Source organism: Rhodococcus sp. 008 (assembly GCF_001682295.1).
In the GTDB taxonomy this organism is placed as follows: Bacteria; Actinomycetota; Actinomycetes; order Mycobacteriales; family Mycobacteriaceae; genus Rhodococcus_F; species Rhodococcus_F qingshengii.
The window spans coordinates 4118295-4141393 of record NZ_CP012749.1 but is presented as its reverse complement, the minus strand read 5'-3'; the positions used below and the strand labels follow the sequence as shown (position 1 = coordinate 4141393).

The window sequence follows — 23099 nt, the reverse complement described above, 5'->3', positions numbered from 1 at the left end:
TCTCCTACACCTGGAGGTCGCGAGCACGGAACGCAACAAGCGATGCTGTCGAAAGCACCACTGCCACAACGATCATTGCCAGCAGTGGCAGAACTGTCACCGGCTCGGCAGGGGCACCCGGCACGTGGGTGAAGGGCGACAGATCCAGCACTACCTGCGGAAGCTTCAGCAACGTGCCGAGTTGCCCGAGCACGATGCATGCCGCCAAGATTCCCCAGGAGAGCGCCGACGCGTACGTCGGAAACAGTCCGAAAGCCAACGACACCAACCCCACGACTACGAGCACCGCAGGCAGATAGGCCAACGCGGCGCCAGTCATGCGAAGTGTGTTGCCGCCGATGTCGTCCGTGACGAGCCCGAAGGCAAAACCGGTGAAGGCACCCATCAAGACGTGCGCGAGGATCACGCCGCCCACAACCACACCCAGGTGGGAAAGCATCCACCTCCACCGCGACAAAGACGTTGCCAGCAACGGTTCGAGCCGTCCCGATGTTTCCTCGCCCCGCATCCGGAGAAGACTCTGGACCGAATACGCCGCGATGACTATCGACGTGAGCCCCAGAGCAGTGGCCAAGTAGGAATCCACCAGATCCGATCCGCCGCCGCCAAGTTTCTCGAACATCTCCGCGGTCTGCTGCGACGATCCCACCATCGCGTCGATCTCGTTGCCCACAGCGCCGTACGCGAACCCGAGTATGACAACGGCAAAGATCCACCAGAACATCGTCATTCGCTGCATGCGCCACGCCAGGCCCCAAGCCGACGGTAGCCACGATGCCGCGACTGGCGGGCCGGGTCGGGGCTGAACGAGTCCCGCTCCCTGATCGCGATGGCCGATGAGAACAAAAGCCACCACCACGTGCACAGCCGCAAATCCGAGCAGCAACAACAGGATCCACCAGGCGTCGTCGTCGAAGGGTCGGATCTGTTGTGCCCACCCGATCGGCGAGAGCCACGACAACCAGCCACTGACCACGCGAGTTCCGTCGTCGACGACCGTACTGTTCACGTCGCCGATCGCCCGCAGCATGAAGGCAACGCCGATCGCGGCACCCGCCAGGCCGTTGGCCGTACGAGCACCGTCGGTGATCTGCGCCGTCACGGCTGCCACTCCGGCAAACGCGATTCCGGTCCCACCTATCGAGGCACCCAACGCGAACGAACCGACGACAGGCAAACCGACGGCGATCGATCCCAGTGCAATTCCCAGTGCCAGAACGACGTTCGCACCGACCGTTACGATCAGTGCGGAGGTCAGGAGCGCTCGTCTACCTACCACCGCTGCACCGATCATCTCGGCTCGGCCGGTCTCCTCGTTCTGTCGCGTATGGCGAACCACCGCGAGGGTGCTCATCAATGCGGCCACCAACGCGAACACGAGCACCGACTGGCTGGCGACTATCGCGCCCTGCGAATCACCGGACACGATCCCGTTGGTCGCCAGCGCGACCGGCGATACCGCGGAACTGACTGCGATGTTTCGTAATTCCTCGGGTGTCGAGTACAGCCCGGTCACACTGGCGACAACCAGCAGCATGAACAAGACGATGGAGATAACCCACACGGAGAGCTGAATTCGGTCCCGCCGCAAAGCCAGCCGAACCAGTCGGCGTGTGCCGGTAAATTGACTTGCCGAGGCCGGTACCGGTGGAGCGGCCTCGACAACAACGGTCACGGCCGTACTCCGGTCTCGGCTCGCAGGTGTACCGAAGTCTCCCTGGCCCGTTCGTCACCGTAATGCCGCAAGAAAAGTTCTTCGAGAGTCGGCGGAGTGGAAGTGAGCGCCACGATTCCGAATCCGACCAAGTACGTCATGAGTGGTCCGAGTTGCGCGCTGTCGACTTCGCAGGTGACGTGGTTACCGTCGATCACCGCGTCGTGGACACCGCCGAGTCCGTCGAGTCCACCGATCGGACGCTGCGTCTCCGCCGCGACGGACGTGCGCGTGAGATGCCTGAGTTCGGACAGTGTTCCCTCTTCCACCGTCCGCCCGTCGCGGATGATGCTCACACGATCGCACAGCGCTTCGACCTCGGCGAGGATATGGCTCGACAGCAGTACCGTCTTTCCGGCGTGAGCCACCTCCTCGACGCAGTCCTGGAATACCGCCTCCATCAACGGGTCGAGCCCCGATGTGGGTTCGTCGAGGACGTAAAGGTCGACGTCGGACGAGAACGCGGCCACGAGTGCAACCTTCTGCCGGTTACCTTTCGAGTACGTACGCGCCTTCTTGGTCGGGTCCAATTCGAAGCGATCGAGCAACTCGCTGCGGCGTTTTCGGTCCAAGCCACCGCGCAGGCCCGCCAACAGATCGATAGCCTCACCGCCGGTGAGGTTGGGCCACAGATTCACGTCGCCAGGCACATAGGCGAGACGTCGATGCAAAGTAACAGCGTCTCGCCACGGATCGCCGCCGAGAACGGTTGCGTCTCCGGAGTCCGAGCGGAGCAGGCCGAGGAGCACCCGAATAGTGGTGGACTTTCCGGAACCGTTCGGCCCCAGGAATCCGTGCACTTCACCCGTCGAGACGTCGAGGTCGAGGCCGTCCAGCGCGCGGGTGGTACCGAAGGTCTTGACGAGGCTTTTCACTGAAATTGCCGCACCCATGAATTTGACCGTACGCCGATTTCACAAATGTGTGAAGATAGAAAAGACGGAAAGATCGAAGGGTTCCGATGACCGACACCAGCCACACCGTTGCACCGGACGAGAGCCGACACTATGTCGAGCGACTCTCACTCGTACTGAGCGACATGGGTTTTCCGCCGATGCCCGCCCGCGTCTGGGCCGCGTTGATGACCAGCGAGACACCCTCGTCCACGCCAGGAGATCTCGGATCTCGGTTGGGAGTGAGCCCCGCCGCCATTTCCGGAGCCGTCCGATACCTCCAGCAAGTCGGATTGATCGAGCGTGTGGCCGTCCCCGGATCGCGGCGTCAGCACTACTGCGTCAGCGTCGACATGTGGGCCGACGCGTTTGTCACGAAACAGTCCTCGCTCTACCAGGTCTCGGCAGTTGCGGACGAGGGCATACGAGTCCTCGGTGAAGGAACAACCGCCGGCGATCGTATGGCAGATCTGCGCGACTTCTTCGACTTCATGGCCGCGGAAATGCCGCGAATGCTCGCGGACTGGCGCTCCCGGCGAAAAGACCGGACACCTGGCAGGTAACTTCAGGTTTACCCGCAATTTCGGCGGGGTACCTCAATTCTCGTTCCAGCATGGTCAGGTGCGGTGTAATCGAGGAGTTGCTGATGAAGCTGTCGATCAGGGGCGCGAACACTTCACCGACTCCACCCTTCGCGCGTACCGCTTCACCCGAAACCTGTGAACGATCGATTTCCCTGAATCGCACCGCCGCCGAGGCATTCGCCGGTGATCACCATGCACTGTCGAAACTACTGGCCCGGTTGCACCCTCGCGTCGTTCTCTACTATCGCGCCAGACTCCTCGGGACGCCCGTCGCGACATTCGCCGACGATCTCGCCCACCAATGCACCCTGGACGTCGTCACACGAATGTCCGACACGATCTCGGCCGACACACGCATCGAGACCTTCGCGTACGAGTTGGCCTCTCGACGAATTGCGTCAATTCCCCAGTCACGCAACATCGACGGACAATTCAAACGCCCGCGTCGCCTGACCGACGACCAACGTGAGGTTCTGGTACTACGAATCGCAGTGGGTCTGACTGCCGAGATGACCGCGTCGACTCTGCGCACAACTCGTTCGAGCGTGCTCCTCCTACAGCATCAAGCGCTGCGCGCCTGGACGGTCTCCGAGCAGAGCTAGATCAGACCTTGCTTACTCGCGGCATAGACGGCCTCTGCTCGACGGCTCACCTCGAGTTTGCGCATGATGTTGCTGACGTGAAACTTGACGGTGGTCGGTGAGATGAACAATCTCTCACCGATCTTGATGTTGGACAAGCCGTTTGCGAGGAGTCTGAGCACTTCGAGTTCGCGATCGGTCAATCGTTCTTTCGACGACGACTGCCCGTTGAGCGATCGCACGACAGCTGACGCGCTGCGCGAATCGAACGCACTCTCACCCCGCGAGACCGCCCTGATCGCACGCACCAATTCGGTGGTGTCGACGTCTTTGACGACATAGCCGCGAGCACCCGCGTGCACCGCTCGCACCACCAGTTGATCGTCGAGAAACGTGGTGAGAACCAACAGTCCGAGGCCGGGATGCGCCGAGGACAGCTGGCCACACAGGGTCAGTCCCTCGTAGTCCGAACTGGCGGAGAGTTTGAGATCCATCAGGACGATGTCCGGGCCGACCTTGTCGACCACGGCGAGTGCCTCGGCGAGGGACGACGCCTCCCCCACGATCTCGAGATCGCTTTCGCGCTCGAGAACCGAGCGGAGCCCTTGCCGCAGAATTGCATGGTCGTCGACCAGGACGATTCGAACCAATCCCAGAACCGGCGATGCTCCGCGGGTGATGACGGGACGCGCAGTAGTCATGATTCCTCGCTCTCGATTTCAGTGGTGGAGCAAAGGTTTTCCATGCCCGAGTCGAACGGCAGTGGTAGTCGCACGAGAATCTGAATCCCACCGATCCGCGCGCGCCGTACTTCGAGCGCACCACCCAACTCGAGTGTTCGCGCCTGCATGTTCGCGAGACCGCGATGGCGGCCGTCGACGTCGTTGGTGGCTGCGAGTTTGAGGATCAGACGCATTCGCGCAGGGTCGCCGTCACCGTCGTCGGAGACCGACAGCAACACGGAGTCCGCCCGATAGGTCAGACGAAGCACCGCCCGATTCGCGTGAGCATGGACCGCTGCATTGAAGAGCGCTTCCCCCGCGATCCGGAGAAGAGCGTGTTCGGCATCGCCCGGAAGTTCGGTCGGGGTACCGCCGACGCGAACGCTCACCGCCAACTCGTCCGGCATGTGAACCACGCCGAGCTGCTCGAGCATCTCGGGCAACGACGTCCGGTCCGCGTCCGACGAATGATTGAGCGCGTAGATCGCCGAACGAAGCTGCTCGACCGCCCTCCTGGTCAAATCCTTTGCCAAGTCCAGTCTTTCACTGCGTTCAGCCTCCGGGATGTCGCTCCGGCAGACCTCGATCTGCATGCCGGCCGACAACACCGCCTGTGTCACACTGTCGTGCAATTCGCGGGCGATCCGGTGACGTTCGTCGTCGACCACTTGGTGCCGGTGCGCCACTCCGAGTTGACGCTGAGTGGACTCCAATTCGCTGTTGCGCACCGCAAGGTCGGCTGCAGTACGATTGGCCTCCGCATACGCATCTTCGGCACGCTCGAGCAGTAGTTGTCCGCGCTGATAGAGCGCCGAATTCTGCAGAGCCACAGCAGTCTGGCTGGCCAGAATGCTGAGCACGGCTCCGTCCGTCGTGTCGAGGGTTCGGTTGGCCGGCGTCCAGGCTGCAAAGGCACCTACCACGCCGCCACCGAGCACGATCGGCACAAACGCGTAGTGCGCGTCGATCACCGAGTTGGATTCGATTCTTCCGTACCGGATGTCGTCGAGGCATTCGACGACATCCTCCGGAAGTGGCGGCCCCTCGACGTTGTCGACCAGAAAAGGGGTGGCGTCCGGGCCGAGAACCAGTCGCCGTGGTCCGGCGTCGGGCAAAGTTCCGTCAGCCAAGGCGAAGACTATCCAGTTGGCACTCAGATGCGCACGGGCAGCTTCCGCGACCGCGCAGACGAGGGTTTCCGGCCCCTCGACGGTGCGCACCAAAGCCCGCGAGATCAACTCCAAGGCATGCACGACGCGTTCGAGGCGCTCGGCCGCACCGCGATACTGCGGGTAGAACGAACTCTTACCCGATCGTAATCCGGTGAGCCGGGACAGGTCCGCGGTCATCGCCTGCACCAATTCACAGCGGCCCTCTTCACAGCGTCCATCTTCACAGCGTCCATCTTCACAAGGCACCTCGGAACAACGCCACCATCTGTTCCTGCGTCGCTTCCCTGGGATTGGTGGACATGCAGGCGTCGAGTAACGCGAAGCTGGCAAGTCGACTGAGGTCTTCCTCTCGAACACCCAACTCCCCCAGCCCCTTCGGCACACCGACCTCCCGGGCGAGACGTTCGACACGGTCGGCCACCGCCAGCGCTGCTTCCTCCGGGGTGCCGCGCTGCTCGGGAAGACTCAGTGCCGCAGCGATGGCGACAAAGGGGGCGGCGTCCGTGGTGGAATTGAACCGGATGACGTGGGGCAAGAGAATTCCGTTGATGACGCCGTGCGGAAGGTCGAGCATGCCGCCCACCTGATGGCTCATGGCGTGCGCGGCTCCGAGTATCGCGTTGGTGAACGCCAACCCGGCCTCGAGGCTCGCCTGCGCCATCACCGATCGAGCTTCCATCTCCATCGGGTCCTGGATCGTGTGCACCAGATTCTCGGTCACGAGGCCGACAGCGCGGAGCGCGTGATGATCGGTCAACGGATTGTGCGCCAGTGAGACGAAGGCTTCGATTCCGTGCGTCAGTGCGTCCAATCCTGTTGCCGCATTGAGCCACTCGGGCATCGTCGTGAGCAACCGCGGATCGATGACCGTCACATCTGGAACCAGCGCCCGGCCGATGATGGTGATCTTGGTGCCGCGGGTCGTGTCCGTGACGATGCAGAACTGCGACACGTCCGCGCCCGTGCCGGACGTGGTGGGAACCATCACCAACGGCGGGATCGGTTTGGTCGCCTGATCTACCCCCTCGTAGTCGAGTATGTTGCCACCGTTGGCAGCGAGGACGGCTACACCTTTAGCCGCGTCGATGACCGAACCGCCGCCGAGCGCGATGATGACGTCACACTCGCCTTCCTGGTACACCTCGAAACCGGCCGCGATCTCGAAGTCCTTGGGATTGGGCGTCAGCCCTGACCACACCGTCGCCGTCAATCCCTGCTCCGTGAGATGGTCTTCGAGTTCGCTGACCCACCCCGCGTCGATCAGACCGGGATCGGTGACCAGGAATGGCCGGAACCCGCCGAACCTCAGAGTCGCGTGTGCTGCCTCGACCAGGGAACCGATACCGAAGACGATCTCGGGGGCGTGAAATTTGACCAGTCGAGCAGCAGTGCCGCGGCGATGAACACCGTGGTTCACAGCATCCGGGTATGCCACGGACACGACCCCACTCTCCTCTCGCTGCTCTGAGATCTCCGGTCGGGATTTCGCATCCGTCGCTCTCAGCGCATCAACTCCCACGTGCACAAACTGGTGTGATCCACCTTACAATCGCTGGCCCCGAGCCTACGCGGACAGCAGTCGGGGCACACCCACCGAAGGAGAGGCGCTTACCTACCCGTTCGGGCAGGTAAGGCGTCTCGGGAAAATGAATGGCGCGGCGAGAAGGTCCCGCTGTACTTTCGGTTGCGGCCAGAGTGGCCCGTAGAACCGATTCAGAAGGTGTTTATGACCCAGCCCGCGCCGAGCGCGCCTCCCGCCCCTGCACTGCCGGCAACCTCGAGGGTCACATGCTGATCCTCGAAACGTCGGACTGACAGCCGCGAGGCCCCCTCGGCCTGCTCCTACTGCTTTGTTCACTCAGCTAGGAGTTCTCCAGTGCCTCAATCACACAATTCCATCTCGAAAACCGACACCTTCTCGTGCATTCAGTGCGGACTCACAGTCATGACCTACGGCCCCGATGGTGATCGCCGAAACCACTGCCCCAGTTGCCTGCATTCCCGACACCTGTTCGACCAGGTGGAAGGTGGACCGTCGGACTGCGGAATGCGGATGGCTCCCATTTCGATCGCAGTACTGCGCAGTGGCGATTGGATGATCATCCACCGCTGCGCACAGTGCCTCGAGCTCACCTCCAACCCCGTCAGCCGAGACGACAACCAGTTGTTGTTGATGAGAATGGCAGTGCGGCCGCTCGCGCAACCGCCCTTCCCGCTCGAAGCCTTCGGCGACTTGTGAAGGGGAATCAGATGCCACGTAGGAATCCCAGCACCCGCCCGCGGCGGGCACCGCAACGGGCCAAGCACGTACTGCACGGAATCGGCGGAGAACAAGGATCGAGCTTCCGTTGTCTCACATGCCGTTTAGACATCTCCACTGCGGCGCCGGGTACCGCTCATCGGAACCACTGCCCGAACTGTCTGGCCAGCCGCCACGTGGACGGTCGCGTTCCGGGCGACCGAGCACAACAGTGCCGAGGTGCCATGGCGGCGCTGTGCCTGTCGGTCCGGCAAGACGGTGAATGGATGCTCGTTCACCAGTGCGTCGAGTGCAATACGTTGAAAGTCAACAGGATTGCCGGCGACGACAACGTCTTGGTCCTGCTGCGCTTGGCGCTACGTCCGTTGGCAGACCCTCGCCTGCGCTCGCGCGCGTTGCTAGCGCTCTGATGATTCGTCCGGTGCAATCGTGCGGTTCTGCGCACGATTACACCGGACGAAGACCACGAACACGATCCCGGCGAGCAAGCCGACCACAGTCGGTCCGAGGACCAGTCCCGAGTACAACCACGGGGCAGGTTCTGCCGGAAAGAGGTCCATGAATATGGGTCCGGTGTATGTCGGTTCGGAAAACGGCTCCCGATAGGATCCTCCGGTGAGAATGTGCGGTGACGCCAACGACTTCCACCACCACTGAAACACGCCGAGCGCCACAACCCCACACACGGCGCCGAGCACTGTCAGCGCCGCGATCGGTCGCCAGATCGATCCCCTGATTTCGGACACGAGATCAAACTAGTTCACGACAGATCGCGCAGTGACATCGGTGAAGTGCACTGACATCAGCGAAGTGCGTGCCCCAGCTCGGCGGCCTTTGCCATCAGTTGCGCGGCATCTCGGGCAACAACAACCTCGTCGCAGATCTCCGAATACTCCGGCATCGCGCACGATGCCTGGTTCCAGTAACGCTGTGGTTCAGGCGTGATCCAGGCCAGACGGTGGACCTTTCGGCGGAGTTCCTCGAGCTTGTCCGCCTGCGGGGGCAACCCGTTGCACCGACCGTCGCCCACGATGATGACAGACGTCCGTGAGTTCAAGGTGTTTCCGTGCTCGTCCAACAATTCTGTGAGCACCCGCCCGTAATCGCTGCTGGCTTCCAGATCCAGAACCGGGTGCGCGAGTACCGCGGCCAGTGCGCCGTCACCACTACTGGCGAGAAGGGTGTCGGTCACGTCGACCGGACGATCGACGAAGGCGAGGACTTCACAACGATCTGCTCGGCGATGCATTGCCTGAGCCAAGCGCAGAGTGAACGCGGTGATGGGGCGCACGGACAGCGACACGTCGGCGATGAGAAGTAGTCGAACACGATCGGGGCGAGGAGCTTTCACGACGAGATGGAAGGGTATCCCGTCGGTGCGCAGGCTCGAACGCACCGTGCGCCGCATGTCGAGATGCCCACGAGAGCGCTCACGGGGCCGAGGTCTGGACGGTCCTCTCATCCGCCGAAGCACTTCGTGGCACGCGAGTTCGATGTCGTTGTGCGTTGCGCCCGCGGCAGATTCACTGTCGGGCGCATCGGGAGCGGTTTCGGCGAGTGCAGCTGCCGAGAGTGCTTGCACGAACGCTTCGACCGCCTCGACGAGCCGGTTCAATTGTGCTTGCGTCAACGGCCCGTCGTCGGAGACATCTGCATACGCTTTGCTCGGGTCGTAGGCATCCAACCAGGCGAGGATCGACGTCGGATCGTCCCAGGGCAGCGAGCCGACCACTGCTGCAGCAACACTGGTGCTCAGGTCACCGACCACCGCCGATGCTGCACGGTCCACGTCGACCGTGTAACTGACTCCGCGTCGACCGGTCTCCGAACCGGTATCGACCGACAGTTCGGCATCGCTCGACGTCATCGACACATCGTCGTCGTCCTTGTGCGGGTTGAAGCCCTTCTCCGCTTCCGGAGTGTCGAAGTAGTCGCCGACCTCGGCTGCACGCTCGTTGTACTCGGCGTACCGACCAACTTCTTGATCCTCGTCGATCCCCAGCGCGGTGGGCAGACCGTCCGCCACCTCGGCGCGCGACCCCATCCGCTCGCCGTGCGCTTTGCCTGCGGCCGGCCGGAACAGCGCGTCGAATGCCCGATCGAAACCGGCCTGCTCGTGAGAGTACTTGGCGCACACTGCCCGAAGACATGCTCGCAACGTCTCACGATCCGAAGCGCCGACCATCGCGAGAACACGCCGAACCTCGATGACCTCGGCCGGTGACGCGGAAACTCCGGCCGCCCTCAGCAATCGGCCGAAACTCGCGGACACCACGTCGAGAACAAACGACGGTTGCCACACGGCAAGGCCACCGAGCGTCGTCATCGCGTCGAACGGATTCCGCTGCCGCCGCGGATTCCCTGTTGATGAGGGTCACGTCCACCCGTGCCCCGGAACACGGCCGTCGTCGTGTTGGCGGGTTTGCTTGCCACCGTGGCCCGCTCGATCGGCTCGCCACCGTCACGCGACGATGATTCGAAACGCTTTCCGTCGAATCGTTCCTTGGCCAGCGTCACATCGGACGAGTACTTGAGCAACGCCGTGAGCAGGATGTCGCGCACCTTGGCGTCGGAAGCGGTGTCGAATCCGCCGGCCGCGAGCACTGTTGCCGCTCTGGCCGCGTCGATGACCTCCGAGATGGACGGGCTCTTGCGCAGCGGGAGATCACGCAAGATGCGAGCCAATTCGACGACCTCGGTGGCCGTAGCCGTATCCACCTCAGGCGCTCGGGCCGTGACGATCTCGCGTTCACGCTCCGATGTCGGATAGCCGAGATGGTAATGCAGACAACGACGCTTGAGCGCGGGTGAGAGCTCGCGGGTGTCGTTGGACGTCAGGATGACCCAGGGCTGCGAGCGGGCAACGAACGTACCGACCTCGGGAATGGTGATCTGCTGTTCGGCGAGAATCTCGAGGAGCAGTGCTTCCATCGATTCCTCGGTGCGATCTACCTCGTCGACCAGAAGCACTACCGGATCGGGTGAGAGGATTGCTTCGAGCAGCGGTCGTACGGACAGGAAGTTCTCGGAGTACAAACCGAAATCCTGATCGGCCAGAAACTTGGACGCTTCGGCGACGCTGTCGAATTCGGAAACCTGATCGCTGATCCGGTCGCGGAGCATCTGCACGTGCAGGAGTTGCTTCGCGTAGTCCCATTCGTACAGGGCGCGATTGTCGTCCAGCCCTTCGTAGCACTGCAATCGCACCAGTTTGCGGCCCCCGATCGCAGCCAGAGACTTAGCCAGTTCCGTCTTGCCGACACCGGCCGGCCCTTCGAGCAGGAGCGGACGCCCCAGCGCCGTCGCCAGATGAACGACTACCGCGAACTCGTCATCGGCAATGTAGTCCTGCTCTCGCAGAGCATCTTTCACTTCGATTCCGCTGGAGAAACTGCGACCGGGCATGGAACACCTTTCATGGGGGGGCAAGCCCCTGTGCGCCTTTTTGGTAGTGCGGGCTACCAAAAAGGCGCACGGGGCCGAAGGCCCTGCTAGAAGTACGACTTGTTGATCGCGTGATCGACAACCGGAATCATCGACTCCACGGTCACCTCACGGGGATTGCCCGGGGTGCACCAGTCGTCCTGAATGTGCTCGGAGATGGCGCGCACAGTCTTCTCGTCACCCTTGATGACATCACCACGGCCCTCGTACTTCTTGGTGTTCATCTGGTTCTTCGCGTACGAGTCGGTGCGAACCTGACCGAAGTTGTCGGGGATACCGACGTCCTTGGCCAGACGGATGGCAGCCTCGACGGCAGCATCTGCGGCCTGAACCGTGGTGAGGTTGCGAGTGTCGACACCGAGTGCGCCGGCCAACTGGGCGTAGCGCTCGTAGCGCGAAGGCAGGTTGTACTCCCACACACGCGGCAACGCGATGGCGTTGTTCAGACCGTGGTGGCTGTCGAAGAAGGCACTGACCGCGTGCGAGATCGAGTGAACGATGCCGAGGCCACCGGAGTTGAAGGCCTGCCCGGCAATGTACTGCGCGTTCATCATTCCCTCGCGGGCCTTGAGGTTGCGAGGCTCGAAGACGGCCTCGCGCAGGTTCTTCGCGACCAACTCGACCGAGTAGATCGCGTTACCGAGCGAAGGCGCGAAATCGAGACGAGACACGAAAGGCTCACTGCCGTGCGCGAGTACGTCGAAGCCGCAGTACGCGGTGAAATGCTGAGGGCAGGTGTAGTAGAGCAGCGGATCGTCGATCGCCAGGGTGACGATGGTCGCCTCGTCGAAGCCCACCCACTTGTGCGGGTTGTTCATGTCCGACGTGTCGGTGATGACGTACGCCCACGACGTCTCGGAACCCGTTCCGGCCGTGGTGGATACGGCGATATGGGGCGGGTTCTCCTTGTTGGTGGACTTGGCGAAGCCCTCGAACTCGTTGATGTTGCGACCGTCGTGTGCGATCACGACGCGAGCGCCCTTGGCGGCGTCGTGGCTCGAACCACCGCCGATCGAGATGATCGAGTCGCACTTCTCCTTCTGGTAGAGAGCCGCGGCCTCCATGACGTTGTAGTCCTTGGGATTCGACTCGACCTTGTCGTAGAGCACGACCTCGACACCCTGGTACTCGATCTTGCCGACGAGTTCCTCGATGATGCCCGAACCGCGCAGACCGGTCGTCATCAGAAGGGTGCGCTTGAAGCCGAGGTTCTTGGCCTCCACCCCGATGATGTCGTGAGCGCCCACACCCATCAGGGCGCGAGGGAAGGGGTGGAACTCCTTGATGGGAAAGTCCCAGATCTGGTTGAGCTCGATAGCCATCGGTATCTCCTCAGGGATGTGCACGAATGTGACTGCGGGACGGATTCGAGCCGAATCTTTGTGACCGGCGTCTCACCTGGTTCCCACTGTGTACCGACAAACAGCCCGTGCACAGACTTCGGCAGCTCAACCGCCCGGACGCCGCTCACGAACCGCCCGTTCGGGCAGGTCGACGCCACCCCGGACTGCCAGGACGGCTGGATCAGACCGCCGTGGTTCCCGCTGATCGGGAACGTGTTGCTCGGCGACTACGATCCCCAGTAGCTTTTCATCACTGCTAACATTGAACTAGAACACGTTCTAGATGTTGCACTTCACTGACCTGCGCTTTACCCAGCTTCACGAGAGGACTAGCTTCGCGATGACGACAGTCGAGGTACCGCACAGCTCGCGATCGGCGGTACTCACCGTGTCCGGAGTCATCGAAGAGACTTCCGACGCCCGGTCGCTGGTGTTCGAGATTCCCGCAGAACTGAAGGACAAGTTCGACTACAAGCCAGGTCAATTCCTGACCCTGCGCATCCCGAGTGATCAGACCGGCTCGGTCGCACGCTGCTACTCGCTGGCCAGTTCACCCTTCACCGACGACGCCCCCAAGGTGACCGTCAAGCGAACCGTCGACGGCTACGGCTCCAACTGGTTGTGCGACAAACTCCAGGTCGGCGACACCATCGAAGTGCTGCCGCCGTCAGGTGTCTTCACGCCCAAGTCGCTCGATCACGACTTCCTGCTCTTCGGTGCAGGCAGCGGTATCACTCCGGTGATCTCGATCCTCAAGTCCGCCCTCACGCAGGGCAGCGGCAACGTCGTGCTGATCTACGCGAATCGCGACGAGAAGTCCGTCATCTTCGGCGCCGAACTTCGCGAATTGGCAGCGCAACACCCCGGCCGCCTCACCGTTGTCCACTGGATCGAAACCGTGCAGGGACTCCCCGCCGTCTCACAGTTGGCGACACTGGCCAAGCCATTTGTCGCGTACGAGGCCTTCATGTGCGGTCCAGGACCCTTCATGGACGCCGTCCACAAGGCACTGGCAGAGGCCGGCATGCCCCGCACGCATGTTCACGCCGAGGTCTTCAATTCACTCGCGGGCGACCCGTTCCGTGACGTCGAGGTAGCCGAGGTCTCCGACGAGGAAGCAGCCGACGCCGCAACCGTCGAGGTCGAACTGGACGGTGAAACCCACACCCTCGTCTGGCCGCGCAAGCAGACGCTCGTCGACATCATGCTCGCCAAGGGCCTCGACGTGCCGTACTCCTGCCAGGAAGGCGAGTGCGGGTCGTGTGCCTGCACCGTCACCGAAGGCGAAGTTCAGATGGACAACTCCGAAATCCTCGACGCCGAGGACGTGGCGAACGGCTACATCCTCGGTTGCCAGGCGAAGCCGATCACCGATCACCTGAAGATCGAGTTCTGAACCCTGCTTCGATGCATGACGGCCCCTGATTCCCTGCGGAATCGGGGGCTTTGTCATGTTCGGAGTCTCCCGAGTCATCTTCCGAGTCCCGCCGCGAAACCCACACCGGCGCCGTTGTGGGCAACCGCCACAGCGCAAGAAACAGTGCGAGGGTCACGATCAGGAAACCCTCACGAAGGAGCAACCCGAACGGCAGCAGGAGCGGCGACGTCTCGATGAACTGCTGTCCCATACTCGGCCCGCAGTAGACGATGGCCAACCCCAGAGCGGCCGCACCGAACTGCAGCGGCGATCGAAGCCGAAAGAGAACCGTGACGGCAGCAGGCACGAGATACACCCAGTGGTGAATCCAGCTGATCGGCGAAAGAATCGGCGCGCTCAATCCGATCACCAACGCCGCATCGACCGCTCGCCCGACGCGATAGACATCTCGGGCGATCCATAGCGCTACCCCCGCGCACAGCACGGTCGACGGCATCGCCAGAGACGCTGTCCATGGGCCCAGCGCGGCAAGTCCGCCCTGCAGCGAACTGTTGCCGGCACTCGCGATCGCCTGCCCGCTCAAATCCACCCGGTCGCTGAGGTTCCAGACGACGTCCGACCAGAAGGTCCAGCTGACGGCCGGGTCCACCACTGCTGCGACGGCGGTCGCCGCGGCAAATCCGATCGAACTCCAGATCGCGAGTCGCCACTGCTTCGTGACGACGAAGTAGACGATGAAGAGAGCCGGAGTCAGCTTGATCGCGGCCGCGACGCCAATCAGCAGTCCTCGCGGAAACCACCGGCCGAATCTCGAATCCTCTCGGCGAGTCACGTCGAGCAGTACGAGCGCCATCAGCACCAAGTTCACCTGGCCGAATGAGATGTGCGCACTGACGATGGGAGTCACCGACACGGCCAGGACCAATGCCGCCATGACAAGCGGCCGCTTGGGGACGCGAGCGGGAGTGAACCTCGCAACCGTCCACACCAACGCCGCGATGCACAATCCCGACCACAGCAGATAGGCAGTCCACCAGTCGAAGAGGACAGTCGGCCAGAGGAAGATCACCGCGAATGGGGTGTAGGTGAACGGCATACCCTCTTCGACGATCAACGGGCCGGACAGATTGCCCTCGTAGATGTTCGATCCCGCTGCGAACGCCTGGGCAGCGTAGCGGTAGACGAGAAAATCAACGGGTTCGACGGCTCGAACGGAGTACACGAGATAACACAGAGCTGCGACGCCGGCAGCGATCAGTGAACCGATCGTCACAATTCGAGACGCCTCGACACGGGTGGCGGGCATACCGAGAATCGTCCCACAACCTACCGAGCGGTACTTCGCTAGCGGGCCGCCCGGAAGTGCGCTCGCTCGTCTGCGGTCAGGTGTTCGCACGCGTAGCTCAGTGCCGTGCGTCCCATGTCTGCTGCATTCTTCGCGAGGAAACCGGTCAACAAATCCCGGTCCACCCGCTTGCCCACCTCGCGGAGCATCCAGCCCATCGCTTTCTGGGTCAAGTCTCGTCGATCACCCAGCACCTGCGCGGCAAGCTCGAGCGTGGTCGACCCGTCGCCGCGAGTGATGAATCCGTACGTCGTCAGCAGCGCCACCCGTCGTCGCCACAGGTCACCCGAATCGGAAAGCTCGAAGATCAGCCGGCGATCTCGGTCGTACAGCCAGCCGCCGAGGATCTGTCCGGCGGACGAATCCACGAGATCCCAATTGTTCACCCGCCCGTCCTCGACAGCGCTGAGATAGAAGTCGGCGATGCGGGCGCGACTCTCGTCGTCGAAAAATTTTGGGCGACTGACCTTTTCGAATCGAGCAACCAGGATCAACAGACCGGCCAAGCGATGCTCGTGGACGTCGCTGTCGAGAAGGAGGCGTACCTGAGGCAACTCGAGACCGACATGCTTCTTCACCACCGAACGCGTCTTCGGTACTCGCACGCCGATGAAGACGTCACCCTCGCCGTACTCCCCCGGCGCTGTCTTGAAGAACTTCTGTAGCTGGACGGCATCCGCGGGATCCGCGAGGTCGGCCAACTGTTCGATCACGTCCTGAGCACTCGATTGCGTCACCCCAGAACCTTCTCACGGGTCGTCTGTGCGGACTCTTCGATTCTCTCAGCGTCCTCACACCGTGTGCCCTGCTCGGCCACAGGTCGGCAGACGACACTCGAGGACAGTCAGTGAAAGGACCACCCATGATCACCGCCGCTATCGCATTCACCACTCTCACCCTCATGGCACTCTCGGGACATATCGCGGCCAGCGCTCCGCGCGGGCTCGTGGCAATCCGGACGAATAGTCACAAATCTTGATATTCGAGCCTCCACATCGCCTCTAACTGCAACGCGAATGCAATTGGCGGAGAGTTGATCTCGATCTGCCGCGGGCGTGTACTACAGGTGGACACACTCTCGTCTTTGGAGGTCTCGTCATGAAGTCGTGGAATCGAATGCAAGATGCCGTCGCGGTGGTTCTCGGCGTCTTTGCGGCTCTCTCGCCGATGTGGCTCGACACCACCGATCGGGCAATGTGGTCACTCGTCGTCCTGGGTGTCCTGGTTGCACTGTCGGGTCTGGCGCACATGGCACGTCCGGACATGGCCATGGCGGATTACGCGATGGGCGTTTTCGGCGTCTTGATGTTCATTTCACCCTGGGTCATGAGCTTCGACGCTCTACGCGGTGCGTCGTGGACGGCCTGGGTGGTCGGGGTCCTGACCGTTGTGGTCGCGGTGAGTGCGATGCCGGTGATGAGTGCGCGGATGCATCACGGGGGTCACGGCGGAGTAGCCGCCCATTGACAGAGCGGAGTAGCCGCCCATTGACGGAGCGGAGTAGCTGCCCATTGATGAATGGCTGGCTGCAGGCTGGATCAGGCTTTGATCGCGCCCAACAACCGCCCGGCGTCGAAGGCTTCGGCGCTGGGCGGTAGCGCGCCCGGACGTCCACTCACGAAAACCTCGACGGTTCCCGATCCTTCACCCGCGTCACCGAGCCCGTCGATCCGCCGCAGGGTCTGTCGTGCAACGGCTTCGGCACTGTCGAAGAGTGTGACACCGGCGGGTAGCCGCGCTGCGATTTCGTCCGCGAGCAGTGGGTAGTGCGTGCAGCCGAGGACAACGCCGTTGACGTCGTCCGGCGTCCGGGCCACTGCGGATTCGATGGCTGCAAGTGCGGCTGCACGATCACCGAGGTCTATCGAATCGGCCAAGCCGTGGCACGGCACCCCGACGACTTTGGCGCCGTTGCCGAACTGTTCGATCAGATCGGCTTGGTACCGGCTGGCAGTCGTCGCGGCGGTAGCCCAGATCGCCACTGAATCGCACGCGGCGGCCGCGGGCTTGATCGCGGGCACCGTTCCGATGACCGGCACACCCGGTCCGACCAGTTCGCGGACGTGTGGGAGAGCGGTGACGCTCGCGGTATTGCATGGAAGAACGATGACCTGAGCCCCACGATCGAGGCTCCGCCGCACCGCACCGAGTACCCGGTCGACGACCCACGGCTCGGGCTTGGGCCCCCAAGGGGCGCCGTCCGGATCGAGGGACAGCACAAGATCGAGATCCGGGCGCAGGCGTCTGAGCCACGCAGAGGTAGGGAGCAGGCCCAGTCCCGAGTCGATGAGTGCAACGATCACCGCACAAATCTATCGCCTCGGAACCGGTCCTGCCTCATCCGTTCAGGCCGGTGTGGACTCCAACACGTCCGAGATGGGCGTGCCGGCTGCGATCTTCGCGCGCATCTTCATCACAGCTCCCGCGCTACCGCCGCCGACGACAGCTGCCAGCACACCGTCGCGCTCGTAGTAGGCGACGAACTTTCGGCCGTCGTCCTTCACGATGTGAACGGTGTCCGTGGGTGCGACGGTCCCCAATGCCTGGATCTTGACGTCGTACTGATCGCTCCAGAAGTACGGAACCTGCGCCGGCGCATCCGGATCACCCGTTCCGGTGATCGCTCCCGCCAGGATCTTGGCCTGGTCCCCAGCATTGGTCCAGTGTTCGACACGCTTGCGTCGATCTCCGATCTGCCAGGACGCGACGTCGCCGACCGCCCAGACGTGTTCGGTGCTGGTGCGGCCGACGCCGTCGCAGAGCACTCCGTTGTCGAGTTCGATCCCCGAACCGTCGAGCCATTCCGTGACCGGCACCGAACCGACTCCGATCGCGACCACGTCGACCGGGATTTCCGAACCGTCACTCAAGGTCGCAGCGGCAACCGCTCCGTCGCCGGACAACGAGGTCAAGCCCGTACCGACTCGGACGTCGATGCCCTCGTTCCGATGCAGACGTTCGACGAGGGCGCCGACGGTGGGGCCGAGCACCGACGCCAGCGGCGTCGGCTGGGGTTCGAGCAACACGACGTCGACGCCGTGAGACTTCATGCTCGCGGCCAGTTCGCAGCCGATGAAGCCGGCCCCGACGATCAGCGCACGCTTACCGGGAGCAAGGTCGGCGCGGAGGGCCAACGCTTCCTCGATGGAGCGCAGAACGTGCACTCCGGACAACTCCGGAAGGCCGGCGATGCGACGCGGAGTCAGTCCGGTCGCGATGACCAACTCGTCGTAGTCCAGGGTGGATCCGTCGGCGAACGCCACCGACTTGGCGACCGTGTCCACCGAGGTTGCCGGCGAACCGAGCTTGAGATCGACCTTGTTCTCGACGTAGAACTCGGCCGGACGCAAGGTCGTCTCGTCCTTGTCGCCGCGGATCACTTCCTTCGACAACGGAGGCCTGTCGTAGGGCAGATGCGTTTCCCCACCCGCGAGCGTCAATTCACCTTCGAAACCCGCTCGTCGCAGTTCCTCGACGGTCCGCAGTCCCGACAAACCCGCACCCACGATCACTATCCGTGCCACCACGTACCACCCTGTCCGACCCACGTCACTTGCAGCGCTCACTATGAACGCCGTCACTATTTGCCTCCGACTCTGCCATACCAAATGCCGGAGTAGGTGTGGTGCATCCCGCATGGTCACCTACCAGTCACTACAGTTGGAGGTACTTCAGACGCACGCACTGACACATGAGCAGGGAGCCCCCATGACCAGCGATTCCAGTGAAAAGAACAGCGTCCGATTCGGCGCCGACGGTGGCGCGGAACTAGTCAGCACCCAGGGTAAGACGATCATCGCCGACGCCGTGGTCGCCAAGATCGCCGGTATCGCGACCCGCGAGATCAACGGCGTGTACGACGTCGGCGGGGGCACAGCGCGTGCGGTGGGGGCACTTCGCGACCGCATACCGGGCGCCCGCGTCAACCATGCCCAGGGCGTGGCGGTGGAGGTAGGCGAGAAACAAGCCGCCATCGACATCGGCATTGTCGCCGAGTACGGCGTCGCACTCCACGAACTGGCGGTAGGTATCCGCCGCAACGTCATTGCCGCAGTGGAAAGCATGACGGGTCTCGAGGTCACCGAGGTCAACATCACCGTCTTCGACGTCATGCTCTTCGAGGATGCAGAGAGCGGCGGCAGTACCGATCCGGAAGCCAAGCCGAGGGTTCAGTGAGTACCGCCGACGCCGGCCGCGAGATCGACGCGGCCGAGGTAGTCGCCGACGCGGTTCTTGCCATCCCGGAAGTGGCAGATCTGCACGGAGGACAGTTCGGCGAAGTGGGAACCTACCTCCCCGGACGCCGCATCACCGGCGTCGTCGTCGACGAAAACTCCTGTGCTGTACACATTTCCGTTCACTATCCGGCAGACGTTCGCAGCGTCGCCGAACGCGTACGAGCGGTGGTGGCGAGATTGGTCGACGTACCGGTGAACGTGACCGTCGGCGACCTGTCGACAGCGGGATATCTACCCGTTGATTCCGAAAATGCAGTCACCGAGCCTGCCACCGTCACAGACATTGCACCGAACATTCGAGAAGGGAACTGACATGAACAGCACCACCGTCGGACTGCTGGTCGGTCTGCTCCTCGCACTCGCCGGAATCATGGGTGGGTTCAGCGGTTTCGTCTTCGCAGTCCTGCTCGGCGCCGCCGGTATGGCGATCGGAGCACACCGCGACGGACATCTCGACCTCGGCGCGATCCTCCGAAGCCGTGGCCGTGGCTGAGCCGTCCGATCCCAGCGCAGCGGACGATCCTGGCCTACGCGGCTCCTTGGTCATCAAGGACCGTGCGATGGCCAAGATCGCCACGGCCGCAGCGGTGAACGTCCCGGGGGTGGTCCGCCAGTCCGGTGGCTTGACTCGCCTGACCGGACGCGACCTTCCGCGAGCCGACATCTCGATGGGTAGCGACGCCGTCGCCATCAATCTCTTCCTCGCCGTGTCCTGGCCGTGTTCGGTCACCGAGTTGACCGGCCGGGTGCGAACGGAAGTCGGACGCAGCGTCGAATCGCTGACCGGGCTTCCACTCCACGACATGAACGTGATGATCGCGGCAACCGAGGGTTCTGACGACTCCTGTGTTTCCGGCGTCGAGATCGCGGAGGGCCCGGCACAGCAGGCACTCTCGGATCCGATTCCGCCGCGGGTCCCCTCTGCGAACCCGGCGGCCGCGGTTTCGGCCGTCGTCATCGCGTGTGGTCTACTCGCACTCGCCTTCGTCGTCTCGCGCGAATGGTTCATCAACCGTGGAACTTTCGAATCGGCACCCTGGATCCGAAATTCCGTGGAGTGGACGTCTCGTCTGCACTGGCAACCGTGGCTACTTCCGGTGGCGATCGCTGCCGTTGTCGCGGGTGTTGTCCTGATAATGTCGGCGATCAAACGCCGTGCGAAAACCCATGTCCCACTCGGGAACCCGAGCGCATCGACGGTGTGGATGCGGCCGACTGACATTGCACGTCTGTGCAGTAGCCACGCAGCGGTCGTTCCCGGCGTCGGCTCGGCTCACACCAGCGTCGACCGTAAACACGTCAAGGTCCACATCGAATCGACCGGTGGCGATCGAGCTGAACTTGCCGCAGCCGTCGACGCGGCGGTTCGGCCCCACCTCGCGATACTGCAGCGGCCACTGCAACTTTCGGTTGTCGTGCGAGAAACTGTAGTACGACGAAAGGACGCCTCGTGAACCGTTGGATCTCCGTGGTCGATCGGATCATCGTCCTCATCGTCGGAATCGCACTCCTCGCGGCGGGCGCATACGCCATCGCGTGGGACGCGGGCGCGTCGCTGATTCGAACCTGGGTGTCACGCCTCGATCGGGAGGTCCTCTTCGGCCTTCCGGAGGAGCCGTGGTGGCACTGGGTACTGTCGGGCACCTTCGTCCTCTGTGTCTTCGCCGGTTTCGGGCTGTTGTACCTGAACCTTCGCCGGCGCCGTACAAGCGCAGTCACATTGCGGCACAACGAATCCGGTACCGACGTCAGCGTGGATCTCGGACCCGTCGCAGACGGCGTAGCGGCCGAGCTCGCTCAGCTGACCGGCGTGCGGAGCACCAAGAGCAAAGCGACGGTCGATCGCGGATTGCCGACGCTGTCGATTGTCGTCACTGCAGATCCGTCGATCGACGTCGCCGGATTCACCGCTTCGGCCGAACGTATCGCCGGCGCAACCAGGCGCAGCCTCGACGGCTCAACCGTCGCAGTACAGGTTCTGCTGCACCTCGACCGGGTGGAAGCCAACAAGTAAGCAAGAACCACGCAGGCACCCGATCACCGAACACTCGATCACAGGCCAACCGATGGAAGACACAGAAAAGGCGCTCACTCCCCGAAGGGAATGAGCGCCTTTTTCAGTGCTGTGAATCAGCTAGCGAGACAAGAGTCTCACTTGATGATCTTGGCAACCTTGCCGGCGCCGACCGTACGGCCGCCTTCGCGAATTGCGAAGCGCAGGCCCTCGTCCATGGCGACAGGCTGGATCAGCTTGACGGACATCTCGGTGTTGTCACCGGGCATGACCATCTCGGTGCCCTCAGGCAGCGTCACGACGCCCGTAACGTCCGTGGTACGGAAGTAGAACTGCGGGCGGTAGTTGTTGAAGAACGGGGTGTGGCGGCCGCCCTCGTCCTTCGACAGGATGTATGCCTGGCCCTCGAACTCCGTGTGGGGAGTCGTGGTGCCCGGCTTGACGACAACCTGTCCACGCTCGACATCTTCGCGCTTGATGCCACGAACGAGCAGTCCGACGTTGTCGCCGGCCTGGCCCGAGTCGAGCAGCTTGCGGAACATCTCGATACCCGTGACCGTGGTCTTGGTCGAGGTTTCCTTGATGCCGACGATCTCGACCTCTTCGTTGACGTTGACAACGCCACGCTCGATACGACCGGTGACAACGGTGCCACGGCCGGTGATCGTGAAGACGTCCTCGACGGGCATGAGGAAGGGCTTCTCGGTCTCACGAATCGGGTCCGGGATGGACTCGTCGACAGCAGCCATCAGGTCGAGAATGGACTGCGTCCACTTCGGGTCACCCTCGAGTGCCTTGAGTGCCGAGATCGGAATGACGGGGGCTTCCTCGTCGAATTCCTGAGCGGCCAGCAGTTCGCGGACCTCCATCTCGACGAGCTCGAGGATCTCGTCGTCGTCAACCATGTCGGCCTTGTTCAGGGCGACGAGGATGTAAGGAACGCCAACCTGGCGAGCGAGCAGGACATGCTCGCGCGTCTGGGGCATCGGGCCGTCGGTAGCTGCGACGACGAGGATAGCGCCGTCCATCTGAGCTGCGCCGGTGATCATGTTCTTGATGTAGTCGGCGTGACCCGGTGCATCGACGTGCGCGTAGTGGCGCTTTTCCGTCTGGTACTCAACATGCGAGATGTTGATCGTGATGCCACGAGCCTTTTCCTCGGGAGCCTTGTCGATCTGATCGAAGGCCGAAGCCTCGTTCAGGTCGGGGAATGCATCCGCGAGAACCTTGGTGATGGCCGCCGTCGTCGTGGTCTTGCCGTGGTCGACGTGACCAATGGTGCCGATGTTCACGTGCGGCTTCGTCCGCTCGAACTTCGCCTTCGCCACTTTGTGTCCTCCTGGACTGTTGTTGCTTGCCGTATGCAGCAGTGCGGTTGGTTGTTACTAGGTCGTGCTTCGTGCCGGAAGAA

Annotated in this window: 25 protein-coding genes; 11 read left to right on the top strand and 14 right to left on the bottom strand. The window is 62.7% G+C overall.

Annotated features, from left to right (window positions below; genetic code table 11):
• Positions 1-4 precede the first annotated feature (4 nt).
• Positions 5-1675: an ABC transporter permease gene (locus tag AOT96_RS19410; protein WP_007728318.1), complete on the bottom strand. Its 1671-nt coding sequence runs from the start codon at positions 1673-1675 to the stop codon at positions 5-7.
• On the bottom strand, positions 1672-2607 hold the full coding sequence (locus tag AOT96_RS19405) for an ABC transporter ATP-binding protein (RefSeq protein WP_003942009.1): 936 nt from the start codon (positions 2605-2607) through the stop codon (positions 1672-1674). The genes AOT96_RS19410 and AOT96_RS19405 overlap by 4 nt, the downstream gene beginning before the upstream one ends.
• Positions 2608-2675: 68 nt before the next feature.
• Here AOT96_RS19405 and AOT96_RS19400 point away from each other — a divergent pair, with 68 nt between their 5' ends.
• Both AOT96_RS19400 and AOT96_RS19395 read left to right on the top strand, forming a co-directional pair.
• A complete protein-coding gene (locus AOT96_RS19400; RefSeq protein ID WP_007728322.1) occupies positions 2676-3170 on the top strand; it encodes a GbsR/MarR family transcriptional regulator in 495 nt (164 codons plus the stop codon).
• An 83-nt stretch (positions 3171-3253) separates the two neighbouring features.
• Positions 3254-3793 carry a hypothetical protein gene (locus tag AOT96_RS19395; protein WP_007728324.1) on the top strand — a complete coding sequence of 180 codons (540 nt, stop codon included), beginning with the start codon at positions 3254-3256 and terminating at the stop codon, positions 3791-3793.
• On the opposite strand, the gene AOT96_RS19390 is transcribed toward AOT96_RS19395, so the two are convergent.
• The 3 genes from AOT96_RS19390 to AOT96_RS19380 are packed head-to-tail and all read right to left on the bottom strand — an operon-like array spanning position 3790 to position 7107.
• On the bottom strand, positions 3790-4473 hold the full coding sequence (locus tag AOT96_RS19390; RefSeq protein ID WP_042453153.1) for a MadR family response regulator transcription factor: 684 nt from the start codon (positions 4471-4473) through the stop codon (positions 3790-3792). The two genes, AOT96_RS19395 and AOT96_RS19390, sit on opposite strands and share 4 nt — an antisense overlap.
• A complete protein-coding gene (locus AOT96_RS19385) occupies positions 4470-5843 on the bottom strand; it encodes a MadS family sensor histidine kinase (protein WP_003941844.1) in 1374 nt (457 codons plus the stop codon). The genes AOT96_RS19390 and AOT96_RS19385 overlap by 4 nt, the downstream gene beginning before the upstream one ends.
• 58 nt (positions 5844-5901) lie before the next feature.
• Complete coding sequence (locus tag AOT96_RS19380; RefSeq protein WP_003942060.1) at positions 5902-7107, bottom strand: iron-containing alcohol dehydrogenase; 1206 nt, start codon at positions 7105-7107, stop codon at positions 5902-5904.
• 504 nt (positions 7108-7611) lie between these two features.
• On the opposite strand from AOT96_RS19380, the gene AOT96_RS19375 reads away from it, so the two are divergent.
• A complete protein-coding gene (locus tag AOT96_RS19375; RefSeq protein WP_230359893.1) occupies positions 7612-7905 on the top strand; it encodes an RNHCP domain-containing protein in 294 nt (97 codons plus the stop codon).
• Positions 7906-7916: 11 nt separating this feature from the next.
• Positions 7917-8336 carry an RNHCP domain-containing protein gene (locus AOT96_RS19370; protein WP_037129880.1) on the top strand — a complete coding sequence of 140 codons (420 nt, stop codon included), beginning with the start codon at positions 7917-7919 and terminating at the stop codon, positions 8334-8336.
• Here AOT96_RS19370 and AOT96_RS19365 read toward each other — a convergent pair.
• The 4 genes from AOT96_RS19365 to mdo all read right to left on the bottom strand — a co-directional run bounded on the left by AOT96_RS19365 (position 8325) and on the right by mdo (position 12692).
• Positions 8325-8672, bottom strand: a complete 348-nt coding sequence (locus AOT96_RS19365) for a hypothetical protein (RefSeq protein WP_042921001.1) — start codon at positions 8670-8672, stop codon at positions 8325-8327. The two genes, AOT96_RS19370 and AOT96_RS19365, sit on opposite strands and share 12 nt — an antisense overlap.
• A 56-nt stretch (positions 8673-8728) precedes the next feature.
• Positions 8729-10252 carry a MadC family VWA domain-containing protein gene (gene madC / locus AOT96_RS19360; protein WP_065352148.1) on the bottom strand — a complete coding sequence of 508 codons (1524 nt, stop codon included), beginning with the start codon at positions 10250-10252 and terminating at the stop codon, positions 8729-8731.
• Positions 10249-11331, bottom strand: a complete 1083-nt coding sequence (locus AOT96_RS19355; protein WP_065352147.1) for a MadB family AAA-type ATPase — start codon at positions 11329-11331, stop codon at positions 10249-10251. The genes madC and AOT96_RS19355 overlap by 4 nt, the downstream gene beginning before the upstream one ends.
• 86 nt (positions 11332-11417) lie before the next feature.
• Positions 11418-12692 carry an NDMA-dependent methanol dehydrogenase gene (gene mdo / locus AOT96_RS19350; RefSeq protein WP_003942095.1) on the bottom strand — a complete coding sequence of 425 codons (1275 nt, stop codon included), beginning with the start codon at positions 12690-12692 and terminating at the stop codon, positions 11418-11420.
• Between the two features lie 361 nt (positions 12693-13053).
• Here mdo and AOT96_RS19340 point away from each other — a divergent pair, with 361 nt between their 5' ends.
• Positions 13054-14109, top strand: coding sequence for a ferredoxin--NADP reductase (locus tag AOT96_RS19340; RefSeq protein WP_065352875.1), 1056 nt, complete (start codon positions 13054-13056; stop codon positions 14107-14109).
• Here AOT96_RS19340 and AOT96_RS19335 read toward each other — a convergent pair.
• Both AOT96_RS19335 and AOT96_RS19330 read right to left on the bottom strand, forming a co-directional pair.
• Positions 14081-15397 (bottom strand): glycosyltransferase 87 family protein, encoded by a 1317-nt coding sequence (locus AOT96_RS19335; protein ID WP_065352146.1) that lies wholly within the window; start codon positions 15395-15397, stop codon positions 14081-14083. The two genes, AOT96_RS19340 and AOT96_RS19335, sit on opposite strands and share 29 nt — an antisense overlap.
• A 38-nt stretch (positions 15398-15435) precedes the next feature.
• Positions 15436-16173 carry a DNA alkylation repair protein gene (locus AOT96_RS19330; RefSeq protein ID WP_058038130.1) on the bottom strand — a complete coding sequence of 246 codons (738 nt, stop codon included), beginning with the start codon at positions 16171-16173 and terminating at the stop codon, positions 15436-15438.
• 361 nt (positions 16174-16534) lie between these two features.
• Between AOT96_RS19330 and AOT96_RS19325 the strand changes: the two genes are divergently transcribed.
• Positions 16535-16903 (top strand): SPW repeat domain-containing protein, encoded by a 369-nt coding sequence (locus AOT96_RS19325; RefSeq protein ID WP_003941901.1) that lies wholly within the window; start codon positions 16535-16537, stop codon positions 16901-16903.
• Positions 16904-16974: 71 nt separating this feature from the next.
• On the opposite strand, the gene AOT96_RS19320 is transcribed toward AOT96_RS19325, so the two are convergent.
• On the bottom strand, positions 16975-17739 hold the full coding sequence (locus AOT96_RS19320; protein ID WP_003941981.1) for a glutamate racemase: 765 nt from the start codon (positions 17737-17739) through the stop codon (positions 16975-16977).
• Between the two features lie 42 nt (positions 17740-17781).
• Positions 17782-18960: an NAD(P)/FAD-dependent oxidoreductase gene (locus tag AOT96_RS19315; protein WP_228232526.1), complete on the bottom strand. Its 1179-nt coding sequence runs from the start codon at positions 18958-18960 to the stop codon at positions 17782-17784.
• A gap of 184 nt (positions 18961-19144) precedes the next feature.
• Between AOT96_RS19315 and AOT96_RS19310 the strand changes: the two genes are divergently transcribed.
• From AOT96_RS19310 to AOT96_RS19290, 5 genes are read left to right on the top strand one after another with little or no spacing between them, the layout of a single operon-like run.
• Positions 19145-19612 (top strand): Asp23/Gls24 family envelope stress response protein, encoded by a 468-nt coding sequence (locus AOT96_RS19310; RefSeq protein ID WP_003941912.1) that lies wholly within the window; start codon positions 19145-19147, stop codon positions 19610-19612.
• Entirely contained in the window at positions 19609-19986 is a 378-nt protein-coding gene (locus tag AOT96_RS19305) for a hypothetical protein (RefSeq protein ID WP_003941945.1), read from the top strand. The genes AOT96_RS19310 and AOT96_RS19305 overlap by 4 nt, the downstream gene beginning before the upstream one ends.
• A gap of 1 nt (position 19987) precedes the next feature.
• Positions 19988-20167 carry a hypothetical protein gene (locus tag AOT96_RS19300; RefSeq protein ID WP_003942043.1) on the top strand — a complete coding sequence of 60 codons (180 nt, stop codon included), beginning with the start codon at positions 19988-19990 and terminating at the stop codon, positions 20165-20167.
• Positions 20154-21128, top strand: coding sequence for an Asp23/Gls24 family envelope stress response protein (locus AOT96_RS19295; protein WP_007728390.1), 975 nt, complete (start codon positions 20154-20156; stop codon positions 21126-21128). Before AOT96_RS19300 ends, AOT96_RS19295 begins: the two co-directional genes overlap by 14 nt.
• Complete coding sequence (locus AOT96_RS19290; RefSeq protein ID WP_042921019.1) at positions 21125-21688, top strand: hypothetical protein; 564 nt, start codon at positions 21125-21127, stop codon at positions 21686-21688. The genes AOT96_RS19295 and AOT96_RS19290 overlap by 4 nt, the downstream gene beginning before the upstream one ends.
• 137 nt (positions 21689-21825) lie before the next feature.
• On the opposite strand, the gene tuf is transcribed toward AOT96_RS19290, so the two are convergent.
• Positions 21826-23016 carry an elongation factor Tu gene (tuf, locus tag AOT96_RS19285; RefSeq protein ID WP_003941926.1) on the bottom strand — a complete coding sequence of 397 codons (1191 nt, stop codon included), beginning with the start codon at positions 23014-23016 and terminating at the stop codon, positions 21826-21828.
• Positions 23017-23099: the final 83 nt, after the last annotated feature.